Here is a 26,202-nt window from a genome sequence, read left to right as displayed (position 1 = left end):
AGTCCTGTCCGCCTGTTAACCGGTCAACTTGTTAACGGTTCTTTACTCAACACGTCATTTACGGTTCTCCAGATGCCCAGCGGGTTCTCGTTTTTTAATGCATCCGGCAACAGATGGTTGTTCCAGTTCTGGAAAGCAACCGGTCTTACAAAACGTTTGATGGCATCGGCCCCTACCGAAGTGAACCGGGAGTCGGTTGTGGAAGGGAAGGGTCCTCCATGCTGCATGCTTAAACAAACCTCAACACCGGTAGGAACACCGTTGAGAATAAAGCGGCCGCAAAAATGCTGCACAGCATCAACCAGCGGCCCGTTATTGTTCATGTCCGCATCCGTAGCCATCAGGGTAGCCGTGAGTTGTCCCTCCATCTGTTCCGCCACCACCGTCATTTGCTCCAGGTCCCGGCATTTTATGATCAAAGAATACGGGCCGAACACTTCCCGGTGTAAAACGGGGTTAGCCAGAAACGTTTCCGCTGTAACAGCGGCAATAACCGGCCGGGCCTGCTGCTGACCCGGATCGGCATCCGAAGCCGCAACAAGGGTAACCCCCGGCTGCGCCAGCGCCTGTTCTTTACTTTCGGAATAATGATTGCTGATCCCCTCATGCAACATCGTTGCAGGAACAGCTAACCTGATCTCGGCGGCCATCGTTTTCACAAACCGGGTTAAATCTTCGCCCTCTACAGCAATGATCAGCCCGGGATTGGTACAGAACTGGCCGGCGCCTAAGGTAACCGATACGGCCAGTTGTTTTGCCAGTTCCTCCGCACGGGTCTTTAATTGCTCCGGCAGCAGGAATACGGGGTTAATACTGCTCATTTCCGCAAATACCGGGATGGGGCTTTTCCGCTGACCGGCCCAATCGAACAATTGTTTACCGCCCGCATAAGACCCTGTGAAGCCTACGGCTTTTGTATAAGGATGCTTTACCAGGGCGGCCCCCACGTCGAACGAAGCCCCGTGTACATGCGCGAATACCCCATCGGGCAAACCACATTCCGCAACCGCTATTTTGATGGCTTCCGCTACCAGCGTGCTGGTTTTTGCATGCGCCGGATGAGCTTTTACAATTACCGGGCAACCGGCTGCAAGCGCCGTGGCCGTATCCCCCCCGGCCGTGGAAAAGGCAAAAGGGAAGTTGGAGGCGCCAAAGACCACTACCGGCCCCAGGGGCACCATCATTTTGCGGATATCGGGTTTCGGCGGCACTTTTCCAGGAGCGGCCGTATCAATACGGGCTTCCAGCCAGTCGCCCCGTTCGCAGGCATCCGCGTAAGCATCCAGCTGAAAAACGGTCCGGCCTCTTTCGCCCTGGAGCCGGGCTCCGGGCAGGTTGGTTTCCGCACCTGCCGTTATCAGCAGCTCATCGCCTAAAAGCATTACCTGCCGGGCAATAGCCCTCATAAAACCGGCGCGGGCCCGGAGCGTGGTTTTGCTGTAAATGGCAAAAGCATTCCGGGCATTACCCATTACTTCTTCTATCTCCTTAGCTATAGCATCTCTAAACATAACTTAATTTAAAATTCAGGCCGGATCAAACAGGAAATGCGCCCCCCTTCCTGCCCCCGATAATATGCGACACATCGGGCCGGGTGGCAATACCCCTGTTAATAATATTCAGGATCTGCTCCCGCTCTTCCCCCACAAGTGTCAGACGGGGAGCACGTACATATTCACTGCCGATTCCTGTTTGCTGTTCGGCCAGCTTAATATACTGCACCAGCTTTACATGAATGTCCAGCTCCAGCAGGGGCATAAACCACCGGTAGATCTCCAGCGCCTCAGCAATCCGACCGGTTTTTACCAGCTCGTATAACGCTACCGTTTCAGCAGGAAAAGCGCATACCAGCCCGGCAACCAGGCCATCTGCCCCTGCAACCAGCGCCTCCAATGTAAGCGTATCTACCCCGCCGAGGATGCTGTACCGGTCTCCAAACCGGTTGCGCAGGCGGGTTACATTGGATACATCGCGGGTGCTTTCTTTTATTGCGGTGATATTGGGGCATGCAGTCAGCGCTTCAAAAGCATCCAGGGTCACCAGCGTTTTATAATCGTTCGGGTTATTATAGATCATGACCGGCAATGCCGTACTGTCTGCCACGGTTTTGAAATAGGTAACCAGTTCCCGGTGATCAGGCACATAACGCATCGGAGGTAACAGCATCAGGCCATCTGCCCCCCATGCGGCCGCCAATGCGGCCTGCTCCAGCGCCAGGCGGGTGCTTCCTTCGGCAACATTCAGGATCACCGGTATCCGGCCATCTACCTTTTCAATCGTAAATTTTACAAGGCGCTCCTTTTCTCCGGTGGTCAAAACACTTGCCTCACCAAGCGTGCCACCCAGGATGACTCCTGTTACACCCGCCTGAAGCTGTGCTTCCAGGTTCTCTTGAAACAGACCAAGATCCAGCTCACCATCGCTGGTGAACTTTGTTGTTATTGCAGGCATTACCCCCTTCCATTGAAACAGCATCATCTTTTAATATTTTTGAAATGTGAAATTATATGTCCCGGAGTTATCCGCAGTACAATTATTTAACCCATTGCAGGCATATTTTACCTGTTAATTCCATGAAGAAGCACCCGAGGCTTTAAGGCGATCACGCATAAACGAACGCTTCTTATATTTATGCTCCAACGGGGCCAAACACAACGGCGAAGAACGAAAGGCTGCTGCTACAACTTGCTTTTATAATTTTTGAGATACACTACCGGGGTTACACCCGCGATGGATTTGAATACCCGGTTAAAATTGGTGATGCTGTTGAACCCGCAGGCATAGGCAATACCTGATATATTATCTTCGCCTGGTGTTGTCAGCTTTTTACAGGCTTCGTTGATGCGCAATTCGTTCAAAAAACCCACAAATGTATTCCCGGTCTGCTTTTTAAAATACCGGCAGAAAGATGGAGGCGTCATATGGGCAACTGCCGAAATCTCTTCAAGAGTAATATCCTTGTCGAAATGCTGCATAATATAATTATAGATATTGCCGATCTTTATTCCCTCGCTCTCGCTTACGCCGTCCATCACGGCCGGAGCAAACGGCTCAATAAATTGCTGCGCCAGGTGCAGCAGCTTCAGCAGTTCCAGGAACCCTACCATGCTGGAGATATGTTTTTTGCCCAGCATGGTGCGGATCTGCGCGGCAATGTCGCCACCATACTGCCCGGGGATCTTGAAGCCGGCCAGGTGCCCTTCAAAAAAACGCTTTACCAGCTGCATCTCCGGCAAACTGAACAGGGGCTTTAACTTTTCAACCGGATCAAAAAAAACCGTCAGGGCATGTACTTTGCTGACCGGGTCCGGTTCAAAATAGCCCGCATTATTTTTAAATACATGCGGGTGGTTTGCGCCTATATAAAATACATCCCCCGGACCAAAGGGAAACATATTGGTACCGGCCACCAGGGTGCCCTCCCCTTCAACAACTGCAGTGATCTGCACCTCGGCATGACGATGCAGGTAGGGATAAAAATAGGGAAGCTGTTCCTCCTGCACAATAACTGACTGATCATGGACAACCGGGATTGTAAACTGCAACACCTTCATCCTATAAATATACGTACATTACTCAATGATACCCCACTACCCTGCCAGGGCAAGCATATCTTAACGGGGCCTTCGGTTCCGGCGGCCGTTATCCCCGGTATGCCCCTGGCGTCAATACCCCCGGGCCTTCAATACATTTCAGAAAGATCGCAGTTTTAAGCCGAACAGGGCGGAACGGGATCAAAAAAGCCCTCCGGACGGAAAATTACTGCAAAGTTCCGCCGTTACTGCAATGATAAGCTACCTTTGTCAGGGGCCAAAAGAAGCTGATCGCGGGCTCTTATGTGACGTTTGCAGAAAGAAGGTACACCGCAGTTTGCACAGCTGCCTGAAGGCTTTGAAACGGGCAATGCAGACAAGATCGTTGAACGCACCTCTACTTCACAAACGAAGATAGAAAGGATATAAAAAGTCAGGCGCCGGACAATTACGCGGGGCATTTAACACCCGGCGCCCGATAGCTAAATTAGTAACGTACAAACTCTAAAAGTTATGATAAACGATATTTTAAAAACATTCTCTATTCGTGAGCAAAACCCGGGAGCTTCTGACGGCATTGATTTTATGCCTGGTTCCGGGGATCGCATTACCGTGTGGTCGCCCGTTGACGGGCAAACAATAGCAACCGTACAAACCGTTACAAGGACAGCGTATGATGCTGTTATTTCCAGAGCAGAGTCTGCCTTCCTGTATTGGCGGACTGTTCCCGCACCCCGGCGCGGCGAGATCGTCCGGCAGATCGGCGAAGCCTTGCGTATCTACAAAGATGACCTGGGAAAGCTGGTTTCTTACGAAATGGGGAAAAGCCTGCAGGAAGGGCGCGGAGAGGTGCAGGAAATGATCGACATCTGCGATTTTGCCGTAGGGCTGTCGCGCCAGCTATATGGGCTAAGCATGCATTCTGAAAGGCCCTGCCACAGGATGTACGAGCAATGGCATCCCCTGGGCATTGTGGGGATCATTTCTGCATTCAATTTCCCGGTAGCCGTATGGAGCTGGAATGCCATGATCGCGCTGGTCTGCGGAAACGTGTGTGTATGGAAGCCCTCCGAAAAAACGCCCTTGTCTGCGCAGGCCTGTTTCCGGATCCTTTCCGAAGTATTCAAAAGGAATGATTTACCCGGGGGGCTTTGCAATCTTGTACAGGGGGGAAAGGATCCCGGAGCATGGATGGCCGGAGACCCGCGCGTAGCGCTGGTTTCGGCAACCGGTTCTGCCAGAATGGGAAAAGCAGTTAATACCGCTGTTGCTGCAAGGCTGGGCAAATGCCTGCTGGAACTGGGAGGCAACAATGCTATTATCGTTTCCAAAGATGCGGACCTGGATATGACCCTTATGGGTGCGGTATTTGGTGCGGTGGGTACCGCCGGGCAACGATGTACCACTACGCGGAGACTGATCATCCATGAAAGCGTTTTTGACCGGTTTACCGAAAAACTAAAAGGCGCCTATGCCCAGCTGAAGATCGGGAACCCTTTAGAGGCTCAAAATCATGTGGGACCGCTGATTGACAAAGATGCCGTTGCACATTACACGAATGCCCTGGATACCATCAAAAAAGAAGGAGGAACCTTTATTGTGGACGGAGGAGTGCTGGAAGGCGCAGCATACGCTTCGGGATGTTATGTAAAGCCCTGTATTGCCAAAGTTGAAAACCGCTTTTCCATTGTACAAACAGAGACCTTTGCCCCGATCCTGTATGTTATGCAATACCGTGAGATCGAAGAAGCGATCGCAATGCAGAATGATGTACCGCAGGGTCTGTCCTCCGCCATTATGACCTTAAATCTCCGGGAAGCGGAGTTGTTCCTCTCCGCTGCGGGTTCGGATTGTGGTATTGCCAATGTTAACATCGGTACTTCCGGCGCAGAGATCGGCGGCGCCTTTGGAGGAGAAAAAGAAACAGGTGGCGGCCGTGAAAGCGGTTCAGATGCATGGAAGGCATATATGCGCCGCCAGACCAATACTATTAATTACGGCAGGGATCTGCCATTGGCACAGGGCATCGAGTTCAATATCTGACCGGGAAAAACACAGCAGAGCAAACGCGCCCGGGTTTTATAAGGTACAGCATATATATTGTTCCGAATATTTGCATATGCAGCAGAAGAGCGCGGGTAACAAAGCAAACAAACCGACGGCTATCGGGTTATAACCCCATTGGGGGTTCAACTGCTGGCAAGCATTAACCCAATATATGCGAATATCCCGACACTGAAATTGCAAAAGGCATTGAACCTTCAATGATCTTTTTACTTACCGCACCAACTCGTCTGGCCATACAACGGGTTTATTGCTGTTTTTCCAGACAGGCATTTGAGCGCCCCGGCGCTTTAGCTCCAGCGTCCACCGTTTTGCCAGCGCTTTCAGCTGTTGCTGGTGGGAGGCAGCCAGGTCATGCTGCTCTGCGAGGTCCTTTTCCATATCATAGAGCTCCAGCTTTTGCTGCTTCATCAAATATACCAGCTTCCACTTTCCCAAACGCATAGCGCCGGACCAGGCATAGCCCTCGTCTTCATTAGCCGTCCAGCGGTTGGGATAATGAAACAATAAGGGACGCCCGTTCCTTACACCGGAAGGATTTTTCAGAACCGGTACATAACTGACACCGTCAATGGCTGTCTTTAACGGAACACCGGCTATTTCGAGCACCGTAGGGAAAAAGTCCTCGGCGCTTACATAGCTATTGGTTTTCGTGCCCGGTTTTACCACACCGGGCCATTTAACCATCAGGGGCACCCGGATGCCACCCTCGTAAGGAGAGCCTTTACCCGCACGCAGGGGCAGGTTCTGTGTATTACGTTCCCCGCCTCTGCCGGTGTTGGCCAGGCCGCCGTTGTCCGACATAAAGACGACAACCGTATTTTTCTCCACTCCTCTTTCTTTTAAGTAATGCATGATATCCCCCAAACTTTTATCCATCCCTTCGATCAGGGAAGCGTATGCTGCTTCCGTAGCGTCAAGACCCGCAGCCAGGTATTTATCCACAAACCTTTTATCCGGCTGAATGGGCAGGTGTACGGCATAATGCCCGAGGTAGAGGAAGAACGGTTTTTTATTTGCGATAGGGAAATCCATCGCAGCCATGGCTTTCTGCGTCAACGCCTCCGTTAAAAAAGTATCCTTACCATAAAACGCCTGTAGATCGGGGACCGCATTAAAAGTGGTTTTACCGGGCATATTGCCGAAGTTCTGCTGTCCGTAATAGCTTTGCGGATGCCCCAGTGAAGCGCCGGCTATATTTACAACAAAGCCCAGGTTCATCGGATCACTTCCACTGGTACCCAAACTGCCCCAGTGTGCTTTTCCCACATGAATGGTAAAATAACCGGCATCTTTCAGCAGCCGGGCAAGCGGCCTGGCGCAAAAATAGGTGTTGGGCTCATTCGTGGTACTTAAACCACTTACATTCCACCGGGGCGCCTGCAGCTGGTCATCCTTAAAATCTGTGGGGGTACCGGGTGTAATCGATGTCCAGTTGGTGATATGTGTTCTTGCAGCACTCATCCCGCTCATCAAAGTCGTACGCGTTGGTGTGCAAACCGGGTTTACATATGCCTGGTGAAACAACAATCCTTCTTTGGCCATGCGCTCCATATTGGGGGTATGAAACCTGCGGTTAAGGGCCATCACCGAGTCCCCGAAGGGCTGCGAAGTATCCATCCATCCCATATCATCCACCAGGAACAAAATGATATTGGGACGCTGTCCCGGGTTTTTACCTTGCCCGGCAACGGTTGCCGTTGTTAAAAGCAACAGCACTATACCGGTGAACAATCGCATCATAAAAATAGTTTAGCTCGAAAGTTCGGAGTATTTCCGCATTTATTCAAATGATCATCCCGCCGCCGTTTTCATTGAGCATCTAAAATAAGCTGCTCCCCTGCTTTTGTGCTCAAATAGTAAGTATATCCTGCCGGCTGTACAAAAGCCGTTGTTTCCTGCCGGGAGTGATCCAGGAAGCCGGTAGTCCGGATGGGTTCCATCATTGGATTTTTTGCCGCACCCTTTAAAAGCCGGCCACCTTTTACCCGCAGCGCCACCGGGCTCTTTATGGGGAGGATACCGCCTTTTTTTGCAATGATCCGGGCGCCTGTCAGCTGATGGCCCGCCCAGCTGATATCCACTTCGAAATCACCGCGGGCTTTTATACCTTTTATGCTGCCCTGCGCCCATTTGTCCGGCAATGCAGGCAACAGGTGCAGGTAGCCGTCGTGCGACTGTAACAGCATTTCGGTGATCCCTGCCGTAGCGCCAAAGTTGCCGTCTATCTGGAAAGGCGGGCAGGCATCAAACAGGTTGGCATAGCACCCCGAACCGGAAAAAGCCGGGTCATCTTCCTTAACCAGGTGAATGAGCTTTGATAAGATGCTCAATGCCCGGTTGCCATCATACAGGCGGGCCCAAAGATTTACCTTCCATCCCATAGACCAGCCGGTAGCCTGATCGCCACGGCGTTCCAGCACCCGCTTTACCGCGCCGGTCAGTACCGGGCTGCTATTGGGTGTGATCTGGTTGCCGGGATGAAAGGGATATAGATGCGACAGGTGGCGGTGATGTACATCCTGCTCTTTAAAATCCCATTGCCACTCCTGCAGCTGTCCAAAGGAGCCCACCTGGTAGGGCAGCAGTTTGCCCAGCTTTGCTTCAATCTCCGTTTTTAAAGCATCTTCAACGCCCAGTGCTTTCTGAGCTTCCAGGAAACGCGAAAAGCTTTCCCTGATGATGGCCATGTCCATGGTAGGTCCCGGGCTAAGGGTAGAGCTTTGCCCGCTGTCATATACAAATGCATTTTCCGGCGAATGTCCCACCGGTGTTACCAGGTAACCCTCCCCGTTGGGAATGAGCCAGTCTTTATAAAACAGCACTGCTCCCTTCAGCAGCGGGTATACCTCTGTTTTTAAAAACGTTTTATCACCGGTAAAAAGGTAATGCTCCCATAAATGGCTGGTAAGCCATCCTGCCACCATCGGCCAAAAAGAGCAGGCACAGATATCAATAGGATCGGCCTCGCGCCAGATGCTCATGTTATGGTTCCCCATCCAGCCCTGGTTGCCATAGATCCGGAGCGCGGCTTCTTTACCATTTACGGCCAATTCCTTTATGGCTTTAAAAAGCGGTTGATGACATTCGGAAAGATTGGTAAGCTCCGCCGGCCAGTAGTTCATTTCCAGGTTGATATTGGTGGTATAGGCACTGGCCCAGGGCGGTATTACCTTATCATTCCACATGCCCTGAAGGTTTAAGGGCTGTCCGCCCACCCGGGATCCTGCTATCATCAGGTATCTTCCATATTGGAAGAAAAGGGTTACCAGGTCTTCATCGCTGCCTTTTGCATAGTTCATGATCCGCTGATCTGTTGGCAGCAACGCCTGTTTATTTTTTGCATTTAACGTAAAACGTACCCGGTCAAATAATTGCCGGTAGTCGGCTATATGCCGTCCCAATAATGCGCTATAACTGAACCTGTGGAGTTTTGTCATCTGCGCACGGGTGCGTTCTGCAGCCAGCTCCGGAAATAAGGCCGGGCTGGTTTGAAAATCCTTAAAGCTGGTAGCCGCGGTTATATACAGTACCAGCTCCTGCACTCCTTTTACAACAATCCGCCCTTCCCTGATCATCATTTCACCCCCGGTATGGGTAAACCGGATCCTGTTTTGGAAATACATTCCCAGGCCATTGGCTTCATCTGCATAGAGCACTGTTTTGGCAAGGGGTTTCCTTGATCCATCCAGGTTAAAGAGCTCCGGGTATTTCCGCTGATCGCCCGCAGCCTCCACCTGTGCCAGGCTTCTCCTTAATACAAAGCCCGGCGCACGGCCATTTAAGATGTACGCATTTCCTTCTGCAGTCAGTTGCATTACCGGCGTATGCGGAGTGGTAAGCCGGATGCTTCCATTGATCGTACCCGGCCCTGCAGCGCTCATCTTCAATACAAGTACCCGGTCCGGGTTGGATGCAAATACCCGGCGTTCGTAGCGCGTGGCTCCCACCGTATACTCCACACCGGCAACAGCGTTTGAAATATCCAGGTAGCGCCGGAAATCTTTAACGGCACCATTGTACTCCAGATCCAGGAGGAGGTCGCTCATCGGCTGATAACATTGTAATGCCCTGCCCAGCCACTGTTTGGTAATAAGGCCCTGTGCTTCGGCATACCTGCCCGCACGCATCCGCTCCATTACCGCATTGTAGTGTTCGCGTACCGAAGGCACCTTATAGTTGGTTGCAGGGTCGCCTGAATAGAGCGTACTTTCATTGAGCTGGATCCTTTCCTTCACCGGATCTCCAAAGATCATGGCCCCCATAAAACCATTACCCACCGGCAGGGCTTCCGTCCAGGTTTTGGCGGGTTTGTTGTAGTAAAGCTCCTGCTTATTGTCCTGGGAGAATGCCGGTCCTCCACAAAGGAGCAGTATCATTATCCCCCAAAACCGCATTGGCAATTTTCGTTTTCTATCTGTTTTTATTTTTGTATGGCAGCGCATTCAGAACGAAGATAAGGTTTCTCCCGGGCAATGACGGAGCGCTGTATGTTTCCTGCTGATTACCGTAAGCGCTTTTAAAAATCAACCCGGGGTTGATGCAGGGAGCCTACCATTTATGCATGACGGTTGTTTTTATCCGCCCGGACCTGGCGGGCACAAACGCCCTATTTTACCGCAACGGGGCAGCTCGCTAAAAGCTGCCAGCCTGGTGCTGCCTGCTATCTCAATACCAGCTCCACTACATAATCTGTTTCATCCGGTTGCTTTTCCAGCAATAACAAAACACCATCTTTCTGCTGAACAAATTTTACCGGCTTTTTATCGATGAACACCCGCGCAGACCGGATCTTCTTGCCGGTCAGCGGAAGAAGCAATTTCGTGTCCTGCAGATCGAGAATATGCACAAACAGGCGGTTATTTTTTTGCGTGGTAACGCCCCATTTTTGCGCAGCTACCAACCCACCCCTGGTACCATAAATGGTTTCACCATATTGCTGCAGCCATTTGCCCATGGCCTCAAAGCGCTGCACTGCGATCTCCGGCAATGTTCCGTCCGGGCGGGGGCCCACGTTCATCAGCAGGTTGGCATTGTTTCCCGCAGCCTTTACGAGGTACTGGATCAACGTTTTTTCTGATTTGTATTTATTATCCGTGATCTTATATCCCCAGGAAGTGTTCATGGTTTCACAGGTTTCCAGCGGCAGCGCTGAAACTTCCACGCCATGTGAAAAGCCCGCTGTGTTCTGCCCGGGCAGATCCCGCTCAAATGCCTGTGCATCCTCGCCTGCCAGTGCTGCCCAGTGATGGTTGTTGATGACGAGACAAGCGGGCTGCAGGGAATGAATGAGGGTGTAGAGCTCATCAAATTTCCAGTCAAACACTTTTCCCTTATCCCAGGCGCCGTCGAACCAGATCGCCCCGATCTCCCCATAGTTGGTCAGCAGCTCTCTCAGCTGCTTTAACATAAACTGATGATAGGTGTTATAATCCGGCTGTCCCTGCCCGGTCCATTTTGCTGCAAGGCTTCCGCCTTTGGGGTTGTAATCGGGCCGGCCCCAATCCAGCAGGGAATAATAGAAATGCAGCTTCATACCCTGTTTGTGGCAGGCTGCTGCCAGCTCTTTTAATACATCGCGCTTAAAGGGGGTTGCGTCTACAATATTATAACCGGAGCTCTTTGTGCCAAACATGGAGAATCCATCATGATGACGGGAGGTAATGCAGATATATTTTGCACCGCCTGCCTTTAACGCAGCCACCCATGCTTCCGCATCAAACTTCGACGGGTTAAAGCCGGCTGCCAGTTTGCTGTATTCTTCATAGGGGATCTTTTTTTGCAACATGGCCCACTCACCATCAGCCAGCATACTGTAAATACCCCAGTGGATAAATACCCCCAGCTTATTATCCTGGAACTGCTGCCGGTAGGCCAAATTTTCCTTTGCAGGAACATAGTCTTTTTGTGCGGCGGCGGATAAGATTACCGCAACCAATATTCCCATTAAAAAAAAACGTTTCATATAATTATACCTGTTTTTAAAAGCCAGTATCCTGCAACCAATATTGCAGGATACAAAAGCCATAAAGCTATTATTTTTCTGCCGGATTTTGTTAGCACCCGGGCACTTATTTATGATCCTATTTTAGAGCCTGTTTAAAATTCATTCAATGGCTTTATTATGGCTGTTTTGGGCTGCAACTGCGTTAAATTTTTCGCCATAGTGGCCTACTATGCCTGCAAAATTTTCCTTGTTTCGCTCCAAAATAGCTTCATAATAAATTCCATCAATAAAATTCAAACAGGCTCTTAACCATTTGCGGTATTATCTTTACAACGGTCCGCATTGTTTTGCTCACCAGCGCTGCACTGCACCCAGCTCTATCAATGATACTGCTTTCGAGTTTGTCCAGTCATTTTTAAACAGGCATTTCACATAACGCAGCGTGGTCCTGCCGGCCAGCCATACCGGCTGGCGGTCTGCACTCCTGTTTAAAACAGCCGTAGCTAACGAGACCCATGGCTGGGTATCATCACCGGTATTGTTGGTCAGTATTTCCACATCCTTCAGCTGCGCTGTATAGCCGGCGGTACGCTGTATAAAATAAAAACCGTCAACCGGGGTCTCCTGCCCCATATCAATAATGATCCAGTGCGGGTAGTTATACGCGGCACCCGGATTGGTGGCCCAGTATGATTTCTTAGTATCATCTGAAAAATATCCGTCAATACATTTTGAGGCGGTTTGTGCGGCATCTGCACTCGAAACGGCTTTTACACTCCAGCCAGCGGTCTTTGTGATATCCGGGTAGTGCAGCACCTGCTGCGTTTGCATGCCCGTCTGAAATACATCCATACAACTGCTATCCGGCCGTATGGTGGTCTGGCAGGTAAAGGAAGTGCCTGTCTTGTATCCGGGAAGCGCAGTTCTTAACGAATCCCGGGGCACAATAACCGAAAGCGCCTGGCCATCGGTTCCCGTATAACTTACGTTCACTTTTGTATCGGCATAAGAGGCATTGGCATCACTCCATTGTACAAAGACCGTATCCGTTTGAAAATTACTGGCGCCTAACAGCATCCGGTTCATCACCTTTTGCTCAAAAACGGGACCGTACACTTTTGAAAAGAACTCAGCCGGCACAGACGGCGCCCCGTTATGATCATAGGTAATCACCCGGAAGGTATATTCGCCTTCTTTAACGGAGGGGATCAGTATTTCTTTTCTTGTTCCTATTTCTGCCGGCGTTATGGCTGTTTCAAAAGAGTCCCTGTTATTGTTCCAGAATACTCTTAACCTGTTCACTTTCGGATCTGAGCTCAGCAGCGCGTTTATTTTGATCCGTTCCTTGCCGGTGAACACCCTGATCGAATCGACCCTTCCCGGATAAAGGATATCCGGGTTTGTAAGAAATTTGCTGTAAGTAGCATCCATCTTGGAGCAGCCGGACAAAACGGCAAGCCCAACAAGAAGCGTACAAAAACATCCTTTCATATTCATACTATTTTTATCTTATGTCCTGAATAATTACTAATTCCCGATTTTTCCCCAAAAGCTTAACTCGGCAATGGCCATTGACTGTTGATTGCCCCAGGTACTCAGCACCCTGAACCTGATATAACGGAAAGCACCGTATATCGGGGGAAACTCAAAATCATGCCCGTCTTTTGCCACCTGTGTGTCTTCAGCGGAATTGGTGCCCAGGGCGCTTCCGGAAGGTTTGATCACTTCGTAGCTGCCCAGCTTTGTCCAGCTATCCCAGGACCCATCGAGGCCAGGGCTGTTGGAACCGTATACTTCAAAGGTTTTTACATTGTTAGCATTGTAGATACTTGATTGCCGCTGGAATAGTTTCATCCGGCTAAGGGTTGCATTTACACCCAGGTCAATCGTAAACACTTCCGGCCATACAGCCAGTAAGGGTGCGGTATGGAACATATTGTCGCTGCCCAGGCTGTTGTCCCACATCCGTTCAAAATACCATTGGGTATAGGTAGGATGCGGAGCGGTGTTATCGCCCGGCAGTTCAAATTTCTTCCAGGTGGTTTTGGGGATGGATTCTTCAAATACGGGTGTGAGCTTTTTAACCAGCGTGTCTGAAGTATTCCCCCACTTATCTTTTACAAATACCCCAAAATCCCGCTGGTCGGTATTGTAGCCCCTGGCCGAGAAGAAAGCGCTCCGGGCATTGGAGTAGTAAGTGGTCTTCTCCCTCCATTTCCCGGTGGAATCCTTGTCGAGGAGCCGGATGGAAAGGTCGCCCTCCGCCGCATTCAGGAAGCTGACATATACCCCGCCAAAGGTCTCGGCCAGGTTCAGCGAGTTCCTGGTAAGTAAATAGGGCGGTTCCGAAACCGTTACCTTTACCGTAACAGGGTCTGAATACACTTCTCCCTTTGCCACTGCATTAAGCGTTACATCATATTCGCCAGCCCTGTCAAAACCCTCCACGATGAGATAATCTTTATACAGGGAAGATTTGGCCTCGTAAGTTTTACCGGAATTCAATTTATAGGTAGCTTTTACATAAAGCAGGTCTTCCGATACGGGCATCCTGAATTTTATTTCGGCGGCCCCGCTCAGGCTGGTCACCTTGTATTGTGTAACCGGCGCCGGCTTTTCTCCTTTTTGCCGGGGACCTTTCACATCTTCTTTAGCGCAGCCGGTACCCAGCAGCAAAAGCCCCCAAACGGCGTATGTGTATATTTTTTTCATAATAATAGTCTGTTCAATAGTTGATTAAATTACCAGCCCGGAGTTTGCACCAGGTTATGATTTACCTCAAGCGTATTTTCCTTTATGGGCCAGAAATAGTTCTTATTCAGAAAATGCTGATCAAATACCGGGGTGGGAACATAGTACTCTGCCTCTGTTTTTTTAAACACACTCCACCCCATAACAGGGGCATTCAGCTCTGTAGTTGCGGTCTTCCAGCGACGGAGATCCCAGGTGCGCTGGCCTTCCAGCATTAGCTCAATGGTCCGTTCCCCCCGGATAATATCGCGTAGCCCTTCCTGTGTCTGGTATTTGCCCGGGTACCTGGAATAGCCGTTCCAGCATTCCTTAACGCCTTTTACACCGCTGCGCGCCCTTACCAGGTCCAGCAATGCAATAGCTTCATCATTAGGTCCCTCGGCCTCATTGATTGCTTCGGCACAAAGCAGGTAAAGATTCGCCAGGCGCATTACCGGCCAGGCATAGTTGCGTGCGGTGGCGCTGGATGCATTGAGAATGGTTTGGTAATTGATCAGCTTTTTGGGGAAATAGCCCGTTAACACATAGTTATCGTTCCGGTAAATACCCCCCGATTGCCCGTAGCGCATATTAATATCGAACTGGTTGTTCTCCGCCGTCCTTCCCTGGCCAAACAGCTTTCCCCCGTCAAAACCCAGGGTGCTGTAGAACCGGTCTTCCCGGTCAAAATTCAGGTCGGCGGTCATGTACCCGTTGATCAGGTTGGTACTTTCCCCGGGCGTCACCAAACGTAAATTATAGCGGGCGCCGTAGTTACGGGTCTTGTCCTCATCCAGGGGCACGCCATTGCTGGTGTAGAACGCTTCGGCCAGCTTTAAGGGTACTGCCAGGTTACCGGTGGTGCCCCCGGTATTGCTGCCAACAACTCCCCGGGCAATAAAGAACGGCTGCTCATTACGCCCCCCGCCTACAACGGCTTTGTTATTTACCCAGATGGCTTCCTGGTTGGTCCGTTCAGTAAGCGCTTCCCGGAAGCTTAGCTGGTTTACCAGGCTGGCAGAAAATGTTTGTACCGGCGAGGGTAAGAACCGGTGCAGCACAAAACCGTTTGCCTGGCAAAACTGTACGGCATCGCGGCAGGCAGCGGCGGCTTTCACCCATTTATTTTTGTCGAACGAGGGGCTGAACAATCCTTTGCCTTCTTTGCTCACCATGCCGGCATAATCCGCATTCCCGTTAAACAAAGGGCTTGCTGCGTATACCAGTACATAGGCTTTCAAGGATTTGGCCACGCATTTATCAATACGGCCTTTTTCCTGCGTAAGTTCGGTGATCACATCCGGAAGGCTCTCCGCCGCTTCGTCCATTAGTTTTACGATATAATCAAAACAATCGTCCGCTGGCTGCTGGTATACTTTTACCTCATCTACAGAAGCTGAAATAGGCAGGTTCACATCGATGATGGGAATGGGGCCGTACATCCGCAGCAAGAGGAAATGATAGTAGGCCTTTAAGAACTTTACTTCACCGGCCCATCTTGCTTTCTCCAGGTCATCCATGTCGGGTACCCTGCCAATGTTCTCCAGGAAAATATTGCATTCCCTGATGGCCCTGAACAGCGGAACACCATCCTGCGCGCCATCCCAATAATTCAGGTAGGGCTCTACAATGCCCTGGTACCCCTTTGCAATTTTCAGGGAGTTCCCGCTATAAGCTTCGGCCCCTACATCCACGGCCCAAAGCTCATCAGCCGTCATCAGCCCGTAGCTGCTATTGACGTTAGCCTCCGGGGGCATATAGGAATAACAGGTAAGCAAAAAGCGTTCTGCCGTAACCCGCATGGTAAATGCGTTGTCGAGGTCGGCAATATTGTCCGGGATGATATCGAGGTATTTTTTTACACAGGAAGGAGCTGTAGCCAGCAGCACTGCCAGGCATCCTGTTACGATCTTTTTATGAATGTTCATTTGCAATACAATTGTGTTTGATACAAAACTTAGAAGTTGATATTGAGGCCAAGGCTATAGTTGCGCTGTATGGGATATCCCAACCCGTTGCTGCCCATTTCTATATCCCAGAGCTTAAAGTTGCTCCAGGTATAAATGTTGGAGACCACCGCATACAACCGGAAGCTGGATACCCCCAACCGCCTGAAATACCTGGTGGGAGCGGTATATCCCAGCTCTACCTGCTTTAAGCGCAGGAAAGCGCCGTTGTACATAAACCAGGTACTTTGCTGGGTATTATTCTCGATCAGGTTGGGGCTTAACCGGGGCCAGATGGCATAGATATCCCGGTTGTCCTCGCTCCAGTGATTATCCGCATACACTTTCAGCAGCTGGGTATTGGCCTGGAAGGGTGCCGTAGCTTTTGGATCAACCCAAAATGAAGAGCGGGCCGATCCCTGGAAAAAGAAGGAAAAATCGAGGGTCTTGTTGCCGGTGGACACCCCAAAGCCATACACCATTTCCGGTGTGGTGGGGTACCCGATGGGCACCTGGTCTGCCTCGGTGATCCTTCCGTCTCCATTTACATCATGATACTTAATATCGCCCCCGGCATACTGCCCGAAGCTTTGTGCAGGCGAGTTGCGGACCTCTTCATCATCAATAAACAGCCGGTCGGCTATATACCCAAATTGCTGGCCGATGCTATAGCCGATCCGGGAACGGTATTGCTCCGTATAATCCGGTTCTTCATAGTTCAGGTACTTGCTGGCAGCATAGGTAAAATTGGCACGCGCCTGGGCCCACCAGTTCCCGGAGAATCTTGCATTGTAATCCATAGAAAGATCCACTCCCTGCCCGGTAGCTTCCCCTACGTTCGCTGAGATATTTTTTACCAGCCCCATCGTGGAGGGGATCGACTTCCGCTCCATCAGGATATTACGGCGATGCTCTTTATAGATCTCGGCCGTCAGGTTCATTTTTCCAAAAAGCGACAGTTCCAGCGCCAGGTTCTTTTTTTCAGCTACTTCCCAGGTGATATTGGGATTGGGATAGGATACAATACTGATGCCGGGTTTGGAATATGCCCAATCCTGGCCCAATGAGTATCCCCGGCCTCCATCTGTCATATTCATTTCGGAAAGGAAGAAGAACCGGTTTGCCGGGTCCCCAATGGCATCGTTACCCACCAGGCCATAAGTAGCCCTTATTTTCAGGTTGGTGATCTTGTCTTTTAATCCTTCAAAAAAACGTTCGTTGGATACTACCCAGGCCGCCCCGGCAGATGGAAAGAACCCAAAACGATGATGCATGTCAAAACGCTCTGAACCGTTATACCCGAAATTAAACTCCACGTAATAACGCTTGTCAAAACCATAGGTGGCCCTGCCCGAAACGCCCAGGTTCCGGAAGGGCAGGGATGCGGTTAGTGAGCCGGCATTCCCGTTCAGCGAATTACGCATGATATAGATAAGCAGGGCGCTTACATTATGTTTTTGGGCAAATGTGCGGTTATAGTCCAGCGAGCTTTCGAGGTAAAATGACGATCCCTGTGTTTTGCCGCCTTCCTTATAATCCAGGTACTCTGTTCCTTTCTCTTCATTTAAAAGTTCATACTGGTACCCCCCGGTTACCGGGTCCTTCCCGGTTACCTGGTACCAGAAAGGATTATACTGCCGGGTAAGATCAAAATACGCGTTACGCGTGGTATTCATCATTGCCTTAAAAGACAGTCCCGGTATGATAGCGCTCAATTGCTGCTTCAGCTCCAGCTGTGCATACATATTGGAGCGGGAATAGTTCTTGTACCCCTTTACCATATCTGCGTACGGGTTCGCATAAGCCCCGTCATCACCGGCATTACCAAAGAGAATATGACGAACGAAGCGCTCGTTATAGCCGGCCGGGTAATAGGGAGCAAACAGTACCTGGCTCGTATGCATGATATCATTATATACATCTGCGCCTCCGCTCAGGGGACCGGTATAGTCGTCGAAAGTACCGCTGAGGCGAGCCACCAGTTCGGTTGTTTTGGTGGCATTTACATTTACATTGATACGGAGCGAAGAAGTAGTTAACCGGATATTGTTGTTGAAATCATTCATTTTGGGAACCTTCAGCACCCCGTTGTCCTGCGCTATATTCCCGGCAATAAAATACCGGGCTACTTTTCCGCCACCGGATATGCTCATATTGAGCCGGTGATTCAAGGTATTGTCCTTCAGTAATGCACTGCGCCAGTCAACGGCGGGATAGAGATAAGGGTCTGCACCGGCCGTTGCTGTTTTTTCGATCTTTTCCTTCGAAAAGGGTTCCAATCCCAGCGGGTTACGGGTGATCACTGCTTCGTTATTCAGCTTCATATAGGTAACCGGGTCGGCCAGCTCTACATTCCTTGTAGGGGCCGACATTTTGCTTTCCACCCTGAAATTGATCTTTGCCTTTCCCTCCTGCCCCGTCTTCGTCGTGATCAATATGACCCCGTTGGCACCCCTTGCACCATATAAAGCAGTAGCGGTAGCGTCCTTCATAATAGAAAACGCAGCGATCTCATCCACATTCAGGCGGGCCAGGTCGGTTACCGTGATCTCCATATTGTCCACCAGTACCAGTGGATCCACCTTATACCCGAAGGTAGTTACCCCCCTGATGAAAAAGCTGGCATTATCTGCCCCCGGCTCCCCGGAACGCTGGTAAGCGATCATACCGGCAATATTACCGGCAAACGCCGTTGTGAGGTTACTGGAAGGAATTTTCAGCTGTTGCGGATCAATAGTGGTCACAGATCCAACTACAGCTTCTTTCCGCTGCCTGGTACCAAAAGCCGTAACCACCACCTCGTCCATTTTTTGCTTCTCAAGATCCTCCTCCAGGATAATGATCCTGTTGCGGTTGCTTCCGGCAAGCAGTGTCTGCGGTTTATAGCCCACCGCAGTCACCACCAGTGAGTCCCGGTCCGAATCTATTTCGATCATAAATTCCCCGTCGTTATTGGTAGAAGTTCCGCGCGGTTTGCCCTTGATGGAAACCGATACGCCGGCGATCGGCCGGCTTTTTACATCAAGGATCTTTCCGTTCAGTACCCAGGAAAAAGCAGCCTTCTGTTCCGTTTCCCGGAAGATCGAGATCAGGCGTCCTCCTGTTTTCTGGTACGTGAGCCCGCTTCCTTTTAACAATTCTTCCAGGGCCTGGTCAATGGTCACGCCCTGCAGATCGGCCCGTACCCGGCGCCCCGACAGCAATTCATTCTTATAAAAAAAGCTGTACTTTGTTTGCTGCTCAATATTCCTGAGCGCCTGTTCTATAGGCACATTCTTAAGACTCAGGTTTACTTTCTCCTGCCCGCTGCTGTTTGCGGCAATACACTGTAACCCTGTTACCAGGATCATTAATACAGAAAGCTTCATTAGTAGGAATAACTTAACAGATGTTCGATGTTTTAGCCGTTCTAAAACACGAAATAATAATTTCATATCTTCGTAATGATTAAATGAATAAATAACGCTTGGCAAAGCTTTTTTTTCGTTGATCACAGGGAAATGTTTGCAGCATTTCCCGTTTTTTTAGGGATACTCACATAGTTGGTCGTTTAGATTAAAAAAATCAGGGGGTTATGGTTACTGTTCTGTTATGTATCGTATAATTAAAAGCACCCGTCAGTTTCAGCGATTCCAGCACCTGCTCCAGGCTGGCATTGCCTACGGCGCCACTGTATTCCATATCTTTTAAATGATCATCGGTGATCTTTATTTCCACATCAAACCAGCGCGACAGTTCCATAGCAATCGCATCCAGCCGTTCATTGTCAAATACGAGGCGGTTCTTCACCCATTCTGTTTCCACCGACCCGGAGCTGTCACTAACGGGTTTTATTTTATTGACCGTATACAAAGCAGTATTGGTCCGGGTGGTTTCCTTCCCTTCTTCGGAATTGCGCACCGTGATCTTTTCAAATGGTTTCAGTAAGAACTTACGGGCGGGGTCCTTCCGCATACTGATCTCCACCGATCCCCGGATCAGGGTTGTTTCTGTATTGCTGTCATTCTTATACGCCCGCACATTAAATGCCGTGCCCAGCACTTTTACATCGATCGTTTCCGTATGGATGATAAACGGCCGGCTTTTGTCCTTCACCACATCAAAATAAGCTTCACCCGTCAGAACGATCTCCCGGTTTACCTTCCCGAAATCTTCGTCATAAGATACCTTACTCTCTGCATTCAGCCATACCTGTGTGCCATCCGGGAGCAGGATATAGGATTTTGATCCCTTCTTGGTTGCTACCACATTTTGTTTGAGCGATGGGCCTCCCTTTCTATACAAAAAGTACCCGCCCAGGCCGCCCAGGAGCAGCAGGCAGGCCGCTGCAGCAGCCATCCTGTTTAACCGGAAGATAGCTTTCTTTTTCCTGACCGGCTCCTGCTGCTGCAGTTGCCTATGCAGTCGCTGCAGTGAGGATTCGATCTCGGGCACCGGGTACGGATCTTCGTACTCAAGCGGCTGGCGGAATACATCATCCACCAGTGACGCCAGCAACTCCGCTTCCGGGTCCCCGGCCAGCAGTTCCTTCAATGTTTTCAGCTCCGGCAATGACAGTTCGCCCGATTTCTTTTTTGCCAGTAGTTCAATCAACCTGCTCGCTGCCATGTCACGTAGATGTTATTCTGTTATATAGACAAGATTTTTCCGGGATCCCCCCAAATCCGGGAGATTATTTTTGCATTTTTTTTTGCGCATAGTACGAAGCGTACTCGGGCAGGGATTTTTCTAGCAATTCCACGATCCGCTTCATGGCAATGGTCATCTGGTTCTCGACCGTTTTAACTGACAGGTCCAGTAAGCCAGCCACGTCCTGGTATTTTAATCCTTCTTCTTTGATGAGCCGGAATACCAGGCGGCAGCGGGGCGGCAGTTCATTGATGACCCGGGCGATCGCCTGAAGGTTCTCTGCCGTGATCATGCTGCCTTCCGGTGTTTTAAATGACAGGGCCGCGGGCTCTCCCAGGTCTTCAAAGCTGATGTTCTTACGGCTTTTGACATAGTTCAACGCCTGGTGGCGGGTTGCAATATAGATATACTGGGAAAAGTTCCGGATGGCCGTGAGCGTTTTCCGGTTCTCCCAGATCTTCACAAAAACATCGCCCACTACCTCTTCTGACCGGTGGCGGTCCCTGACCACTGAATTGGCAAAGGATACCAGGCCCGGCAGGTAATACCGGTAAAGCCGGTCGAAGGCCGAAAGATCATTCTGTTCGGCCATGGCATTTGTAAGCGTTTTGATTTCCTCCGCAGTCATACTATTTCTTTATACGGCTTGCATTCATAATGAACCGGAATCAATTTTATTAAAATGCGTAATTACTAGTGGTTTGTGAGGACACAAACCATGGCCCACGCCACGGTCAGTGTCCTCACTGACCGAGAAAAGAAATAATTTTGATGCCGGCTTATTATAACACGGTAAAACTATTTATTTCATCCGCTCCCGGCCTATGGTAAATTGATCATTCCTGATGCTATTTTTGCACCCCGGCATAACAGGAAGCCAATGATCCTTTTGAGGCAGGAAGCGAACCGGATATTTTGGGAACTTCTTTTTGGGAACTTTTTTTTTGTTTCCAAAAAAAAGTTCCCAACTCCGTGGCAGCCTCCGGGTACGGCCCTCCATGATAGTGGCAGCTCCACCCATTGCGGCCGGATCCGCAGGCTGCAGCGCCCTGAAATCTCCTGTAAAAGACCGGCTGGCTCCTTATTCTTTTATTTCCGGCATAACAGATCGTTAACAGTTTGATAAAACCGGGAACGGGCAGGCGGATCATTCCCAGACTGTATCAAAAGGCGTTATTGGGTTGTGCCGGACAATATCAGGCTGAGTTTTTGATTTGTATAGCAAAATCGATGAGAGGCGATGACAAAATACGCTTCCGGTCACCCTGAATTTAGTTCAGGGGTTGCTCTTGTTTCAGGATCTGCCTGCATTGTACTTTCCATTGTCGTCTTCCGGGCCCATTGTAGTACCGGCAATGATCTCCATAAAAAAACGCGGAGACTGTAAATATCTCCGCGTTTCATATCGTACCCGACATGGGGTTCTCAGTGCTGCTGCACCACCGTCCTCCCCACTAAGGCAATGTATAAGACTGAGCTATGGCAGTCAGCGTATCGATAGATCCGGCGGGCAAATAAGCCGTGGCTACCTGTATGCTTGTTCCCGACTGAAGCCCCTGCAATGTGGTTTGGGTATCGGCATTTGCCACCCGAACGGCTTGCGCAACTCCGCCCAACTGGTATTTTACGGTTGTATAAACAATGGCGCGACTGGCAATGTCGTTCCAGTTAACGCGCATATCCCCGTTGGATTGCTTAGCAATGGAGGCTATGGTCCTATTGCGCAGGTTACCGATGTAGCTATCACCCAATACCGACACGGATATCTGGCGCGGCAGTGAGCGAAGCCCCGTGGCATCCTTGGTCATAAATTCAAAAATATAATCGCCTTCATCTAAATTATCCATAACGTAGCTAACGGAAATCCGTTCAGTAACCGGGCGGTTAACATCCAACAGAACGGAATCCTGCCGGTTGTTCCAGTAAATCACCGTTTGGGTAATACGGGGGTCTGCTTTTACCTGCCAGGTAAACTCCGCCCGGTGATAGCCCGGAGCCACACTAAGGGAGTCGGCAACACCAAGATAGACTCCTTCGGGCCGGTAATAAAATTCCTCGCTTACATCAAACATGCTTTTATTACAAGATGCAAAAACACCGGAAATAACGAGCGCCGTTGCGATCGCGGCCCATACTTTACCCCGATTCTTTTGCTCCGCAAATACATTCCTATATAACTTCATAATAGTTGTATAATTTTAATTAGTGTACAGAATCATCCCCGAATATGGAAAGCTCCGCAAAGTGGATTGCTGCGGTCTTTTGCCAGGTTTCTTTAATTACAAACCGGAGGTAGCGCATTTTTCCGGCGCCTGGTTTAAATAAGAACTCAAAACCTGCGGCTTCTGCTGCTTTATCTTCATTGGTAATGCCCGGTCCGCCAGAGGGTTTTACTTCTTCAAAATCACCCAACAGGGTCCATTCATTTTTCCAGTCATCGGTTTCCCAATATTTATCGGTATGGCCGTGGCTGAGTGTATTGCTGCCCCATACTTCAAAGAAACGGGGGTTGTGCTGGCTGTAAGAATAATCCAACCGGTTCCAAAGTACCATCCGGCTTAGCAGGGCGCTAACACCCAGGTCGATGGTAAAGGTTTCCGGCATTACAAAGCCCGCTGTGGGCACGGTATGCCAGATGACGCTGGTGCTGCCGTCCCATACATTGGAAAGTGGGCGGGTATTATGGCTGGTATTATTATCCCCGGCCAGATAGCCGTCTGTAAACTTCTTTTTATCCAATTGTTTTTCAAACAGCGGCGATGCGGCTTCCACCAGTGTATCGGTGGTATGTCCAAAACGGTCCAGGATCCGTACCCCAAACTGACGTCTGGTGGTGTCGTACCCTCTTAATGCCCGTACATCTTCATCCCTGCTGGAAAAGGAAAGTCCTTGCTCTTCCCATTTTCCCTGGTCGTTCACCGCGTACAGGAAAAAGCCCAATAGCTCCTGGGTTTCGTTGGTCCAGTTAACGAGCACCCCACTAAAGTCGGGGGTTATTTTAACGGTTCTAAAAACCGTTTGTAATGCAGGTTCCAGGGGCACAAAGGAGCCGGAAAAGGGTTGCGAACGGTTTTCACTGTGGTCTACCAGGTACAATGAGTAGTCAACCGGCGCCACTTTCCCCAACCCTTCTACTTTAATCGAGTTTTGATACACGGAGGAACGGGTTACTTTTTTTTCACCGTCGTCACCGGTGTACTCACAAAGTACATAGGAAATATCGGTTTCATTAGGAAGGCTATAGCTGATCACTGCTCCACCGGGAGTGGCCGTTACTTTGGTACTGGTAATGGCAGATGGTGGCTGGCTATCAGTGCGGGGTTGCCCCACTTCCTCGCGTTTACATGCTGTGGTCAAAACAGCAAGCAGGGCACACGCTGTAATTTTGGACAAAACGCTCCTGCTCCAAAAATGTATACTGTACATAATCACTTGTTTCTTGTTAATAATCATTTTACCATCCGGGATTCTGTACCAGGTTGGAGTTCCGGATCACCGATACCTGGTATATAGGCCAAAGATATTCCTTGTAGGTAAAGTTGCGGCTATTCTGATAGGTGGTTACTACATAATAATCCACATCTTTCAACCCCTGAAAGTCCCATCCCTGTACGGGCTGGTTCAGGTATTTTTGGGCATCTTTCCAGCGCCGCAGATCAAATGGCCGCTGTCCTTCAAAGGCCAGCTCAATCATGCGTTCCCGCTTAATGATCTCCCGCATTCCCTCTTTCGTAGAGGGCTTGGCGGGCAGCGAGGAATGAAGACGCCAGGACTCTTCTACCCCCTTGAGACCGGCACGGTTGCGGATACTGTCTACCCACTGATACACTTCATGATCCGGTGCGTCCTTTACCTCATTGAGGGCTTCTGCATAAAGTAAGTAAAGATCTGCCAGCCGGATCACCGGTATGGTATAATTATACGGACTTAAGCCGGTACCGGTGATAGAAGACCGGAAGCTTACCAGTTTTTTAATAAAATAGCCGGTGGGAATATGATTTGCGCTATAAACCACACCCTGCGGTTCTCCGCTCCGGTGTTTAATAGTGGCCGTAGTTACCCCCAGCTGGGCCTGTACATCATACAGTCCGCGGTCGAAAGCAAGGTTGGCATAAAACCGGGGCTCCCGGAAATAGTTCAATTTGGCCGTGGTTTCATTGCTGGCAATAAAATACCTGTGGGTCTGGTTCGTATTTTTCTGCATGCCGTACCGCTCTGCATAGTTCCAGGAAGGATCCTCGTCAATAGGCACCCCATTATTGGTATAAAACTGCTCGGCAATTTTGAGGGTGGCGCACAATTCCTGACTTCCCGATACCTGAGTCGGGTAAAAATTGGGGGTGCAATAGTTCTGGAAACTATTGGCAGATGTGGTGGGTGCAAAAATAATTTCCGGATTTAGTGTGGCCCGCTCGGTTACGGCCCCTCTTACCGTAAAGTTTAATTGAAGCGTATCGGGTATACTTATTAATCCGCTTTTATAACGAAACAGTCCATGCCCAATCGAATGGGCCATATCTATTGCTTCCTTTATAGCGGCAGTGGCCCGTACCCATTTGTTACGGTCTACCGTAGCCGGAAACAATTTGATTCCCCGGTTATCGGCCACCTGTGCATAATCGGGGTTGCCGTTCAATAACGGACTGGCCGCCCATACCAGCACTTTTGCTTTCAGTGCTGCTGCCGCCACCTGGGTGGGGCGTCCCATTTCGTTAATGGGATCTTCAATCATTTCCGGCAATCCGCTGCGGGCTTCATCTAAAAGGTCTACGATATAGTCGGTTACCTTATCCACCGGCTCACGGTATACCCTTGCTTCAGACGGTTCCACTTCCATGGACAGGTTCTTATCCACGATGGGGATAGGCCCGTACAGCTGGAACAGGAAATAGTGCAAATAGGCTTTTACAAATTTCACTTCGGAAATCCAGCGCTCCCGCTCATAATCGGTAATGTCCCGTACCTTGTTGATATTTTCTAAAAAGATATTGCAATCCCGGATGCCGACCCATATGTTTTTACCATCGCGGCGTCCATCCCAATAGTTCCAAAGCGGGTCTGCCATATTCTGGCCTCCCCTTGCAATCTGAGACCCGCTTCTGCCATGGATACCACTGTTATCCATATCCCACCAGATCTCGTCCGAGCCCACATTTCCGGGGTAGGTAAAGGGGTCATTCTGATTAGGCATCATATTAAAGCAGGAAAAGAGAAATTTTTCCGCACTGGCCCGGTTGCTGAAAGCATTGTCCAGCGTGGCCACACCGTCCGGTACCACATCCAGAAATTTCTTACAACCAAAACTACTCAAGCACAGCAGCAACATAACTGCGATCCTATATCTGTTCATCAT

The 26,202-nt window shown here is 50.0% G+C and carries 17 protein-coding genes; 1 reads left to right on the top strand and 16 read right to left on the bottom strand.

Annotated features, from left to right (window positions below):
- Window positions 1-23: 23 nt before the first annotated feature.
- The 3 genes from BLS44_RS11255 to BLS44_RS11245 all read right to left on the bottom strand — a co-directional run bounded on the left by BLS44_RS11255 (window position 24) and on the right by BLS44_RS11245 (window position 3,554).
- Window positions 24-1,511 (bottom strand): aldehyde dehydrogenase (NADP(+)), encoded by a 1,488-nt coding sequence (locus tag BLS44_RS11255; RefSeq protein WP_090390155.1) that lies wholly within the window; start codon window positions 1,509-1,511, stop codon window positions 24-26.
- A 25-nt stretch (window positions 1,512-1,536) separates the two neighbouring features.
- A complete protein-coding gene (locus tag BLS44_RS11250) occupies window positions 1,537-2,478 on the bottom strand; it encodes a dihydrodipicolinate synthase family protein (RefSeq protein WP_245729186.1) in 942 nt (313 codons plus the stop codon).
- Window positions 2,479-2,678: 200 nt separating this feature from the next.
- Complete coding sequence (locus BLS44_RS11245; protein ID WP_090390154.1) at window positions 2,679-3,554, bottom strand: AraC family transcriptional regulator; 876 nt, start codon at window positions 3,552-3,554, stop codon at window positions 2,679-2,681.
- A 492-nt stretch (window positions 3,555-4,046) separates the two neighbouring features.
- Here BLS44_RS11245 and amaB point away from each other — a divergent pair, with 492 nt between their 5' ends.
- Window positions 4,047-5,576, top strand: a complete 1,530-nt coding sequence (gene amaB / locus BLS44_RS11240) for an L-piperidine-6-carboxylate dehydrogenase (protein WP_090390153.1) — start codon at window positions 4,047-4,049, stop codon at window positions 5,574-5,576.
- 234 nt (window positions 5,577-5,810) lie between these two features.
- Here amaB and BLS44_RS11235 read toward each other — a convergent pair whose 3' ends face one another.
- From BLS44_RS11235 to BLS44_RS11175, 13 genes are all read right to left on the bottom strand, one after another.
- Window positions 5,811-7,340 carry a sulfatase gene (locus tag BLS44_RS11235; RefSeq protein WP_090390152.1) on the bottom strand — a complete coding sequence of 510 codons (1,530 nt, stop codon included), beginning with the start codon at window positions 7,338-7,340 and terminating at the stop codon, window positions 5,811-5,813.
- 68 nt (window positions 7,341-7,408) lie between these two features.
- Window positions 7,409-9,994, bottom strand: coding sequence for a glycoside hydrolase family 95 protein (locus BLS44_RS11230; RefSeq protein WP_245729185.1), 2,586 nt, complete (start codon window positions 9,992-9,994; stop codon window positions 7,409-7,411).
- Between the two features lie 266 nt (window positions 9,995-10,260).
- Entirely contained in the window at window positions 10,261-11,562 is a 1,302-nt protein-coding gene (locus tag BLS44_RS11225) for an alpha-L-fucosidase (protein ID WP_090390310.1), read from the bottom strand.
- A 141-nt stretch (window positions 11,563-11,703) separates the two neighbouring features.
- Window positions 11,704-11,841 (bottom strand): hypothetical protein, encoded by a 138-nt coding sequence (locus BLS44_RS26520; RefSeq protein WP_176954390.1) that lies wholly within the window; start codon window positions 11,839-11,841, stop codon window positions 11,704-11,706.
- Window positions 11,842-11,895: 54 nt separating this feature from the next.
- Window positions 11,896-13,035 carry a DUF4998 domain-containing protein gene (locus BLS44_RS11220; protein ID WP_176954389.1) on the bottom strand — a complete coding sequence of 380 codons (1,140 nt, stop codon included), beginning with the start codon at window positions 13,033-13,035 and terminating at the stop codon, window positions 11,896-11,898.
- Between the two features lie 36 nt (window positions 13,036-13,071).
- Window positions 13,072-14,256, bottom strand: coding sequence for a DUF5000 domain-containing lipoprotein (locus BLS44_RS11215; protein ID WP_090390150.1), 1,185 nt, complete (start codon window positions 14,254-14,256; stop codon window positions 13,072-13,074).
- Between the two features lie 29 nt (window positions 14,257-14,285).
- The gene (locus BLS44_RS11210; protein ID WP_090390149.1) at window positions 14,286-16,202 is read right to left on the bottom strand and encodes a RagB/SusD family nutrient uptake outer membrane protein; all 1,917 of its coding nucleotides are present in this window, start codon (window positions 16,200-16,202) and stop codon (window positions 14,286-14,288) included.
- Between the two features lie 29 nt (window positions 16,203-16,231).
- On the bottom strand, window positions 16,232-19,588 hold the full coding sequence (locus BLS44_RS11205) for a SusC/RagA family TonB-linked outer membrane protein (RefSeq protein ID WP_218127735.1): 3,357 nt from the start codon (window positions 19,586-19,588) through the stop codon (window positions 16,232-16,234).
- Window positions 19,589-19,784: 196 nt separating this feature from the next.
- A complete protein-coding gene (locus BLS44_RS11200; RefSeq protein WP_090390148.1) occupies window positions 19,785-20,828 on the bottom strand; it encodes a FecR family protein in 1,044 nt (347 codons plus the stop codon).
- Window positions 20,829-20,892: 64 nt separating this feature from the next.
- Complete coding sequence (locus tag BLS44_RS11195; protein WP_245729184.1) at window positions 20,893-21,477, bottom strand: RNA polymerase sigma-70 factor; 585 nt, start codon at window positions 21,475-21,477, stop codon at window positions 20,893-20,895.
- Between the two features lie 826 nt (window positions 21,478-22,303).
- On the bottom strand, window positions 22,304-23,032 hold the full coding sequence (locus tag BLS44_RS11185; RefSeq protein WP_090390146.1) for a DUF4998 domain-containing protein: 729 nt from the start codon (window positions 23,030-23,032) through the stop codon (window positions 22,304-22,306).
- A 19-nt stretch (window positions 23,033-23,051) separates the two neighbouring features.
- On the bottom strand, window positions 23,052-24,275 hold the full coding sequence (locus BLS44_RS11180) for a DUF5000 domain-containing lipoprotein (RefSeq protein WP_176954388.1): 1,224 nt from the start codon (window positions 24,273-24,275) through the stop codon (window positions 23,052-23,054).
- 28 nt (window positions 24,276-24,303) lie between these two features.
- Window positions 24,304-26,202: a RagB/SusD family nutrient uptake outer membrane protein gene (locus BLS44_RS11175; protein ID WP_090390307.1), complete on the bottom strand. Its 1,899-nt coding sequence runs from the start codon at window positions 26,200-26,202 to the stop codon at window positions 24,304-24,306.

The sequence above is a fragment of the Niabella drilacis genome (assembly GCF_900101395.1).
GTDB lineage: Bacteria > Bacteroidota > Bacteroidia > Chitinophagales > Chitinophagaceae > Niabella > Niabella drilacis.
Note: the sequence above shows the minus strand (reverse complement) of the source record. Positions and strands in the feature narration are given on the sequence as shown.

What these genes read in the sequence shown, in the direction of transcription:
- BLS44_RS11255 (WP_090390155.1), bottom strand. Translation starts at nt 1,511, where the DNA reads ATGTTTAGAGATGCTATAGCTAAGGAGATAGAAGAAGTAATGGGTAAT.
- BLS44_RS11250 (WP_245729186.1), bottom strand. Translation starts at nt 2,478, where the DNA reads ATGATGCTGTTTCAATGGAAGGGGGTAATGCCTGCAATAACAACAAAG.
- BLS44_RS11245 (WP_090390154.1), bottom strand. Translation starts at nt 3,554, where the DNA reads ATGAAGGTGTTGCAGTTTACAATCCCGGTTGTCCATGATCAGTCAGTT.
- amaB (WP_090390153.1), top strand. Translation starts at nt 4,047, where the DNA reads ATGATAAACGATATTTTAAAAACATTCTCTATTCGTGAGCAAAACCCG.
- BLS44_RS11235 (WP_090390152.1), bottom strand. Translation starts at nt 7,340, where the DNA reads ATGATGCGATTGTTCACCGGTATAGTGCTGTTGCTTTTAACAACGGCA.
- BLS44_RS11230 (WP_245729185.1), bottom strand. Translation starts at nt 9,994, where the DNA reads ATGCGGTTTTGGGGGATAATGATACTGCTCCTTTGTGGAGGACCGGCA.
- BLS44_RS11225 (WP_090390310.1), bottom strand. Translation starts at nt 11,562, where the DNA reads ATGAAACGTTTTTTTTTAATGGGAATATTGGTTGCGGTAATCTTATCC.
- BLS44_RS11220 (WP_176954389.1), bottom strand. Translation starts at nt 13,035, where the DNA reads ATGAAAGGATGTTTTTGTACGCTTCTTGTTGGGCTTGCCGTTTTGTCC.
- BLS44_RS11215 (WP_090390150.1), bottom strand. Translation starts at nt 14,256, where the DNA reads ATGAAAAAAATATACACATACGCCGTTTGGGGGCTTTTGCTGCTGGGT.
- BLS44_RS11210 (WP_090390149.1), bottom strand. Translation starts at nt 16,202, where the DNA reads ATGAACATTCATAAAAAGATCGTAACAGGATGCCTGGCAGTGCTGCTG.
- BLS44_RS11205 (WP_218127735.1), bottom strand. Translation starts at nt 19,588, where the DNA reads ATGAAGCTTTCTGTATTAATGATCCTGGTAACAGGGTTACAGTGTATT.
- BLS44_RS11200 (WP_090390148.1), bottom strand. Translation starts at nt 20,828, where the DNA reads ATGGCAGCGAGCAGGTTGATTGAACTACTGGCAAAAAAGAAATCGGGC.
- BLS44_RS11195 (WP_245729184.1), bottom strand. Translation starts at nt 21,477, where the DNA reads ATGACTGCGGAGGAAATCAAAACGCTTACAAATGCCATGGCCGAACAG.
- BLS44_RS11185 (WP_090390146.1), bottom strand. Translation starts at nt 23,032, where the DNA reads ATGAAGTTATATAGGAATGTATTTGCGGAGCAAAAGAATCGGGGTAAA.
- BLS44_RS11180 (WP_176954388.1), bottom strand. Translation starts at nt 24,275, where the DNA reads ATGTACAGTATACATTTTTGGAGCAGGAGCGTTTTGTCCAAAATTACA.
- BLS44_RS11175 (WP_090390307.1), bottom strand. Translation starts at nt 26,202, where the DNA reads ATGATGAACAGATATAGGATCGCAGTTATGTTGCTGCTGTGCTTGAGT.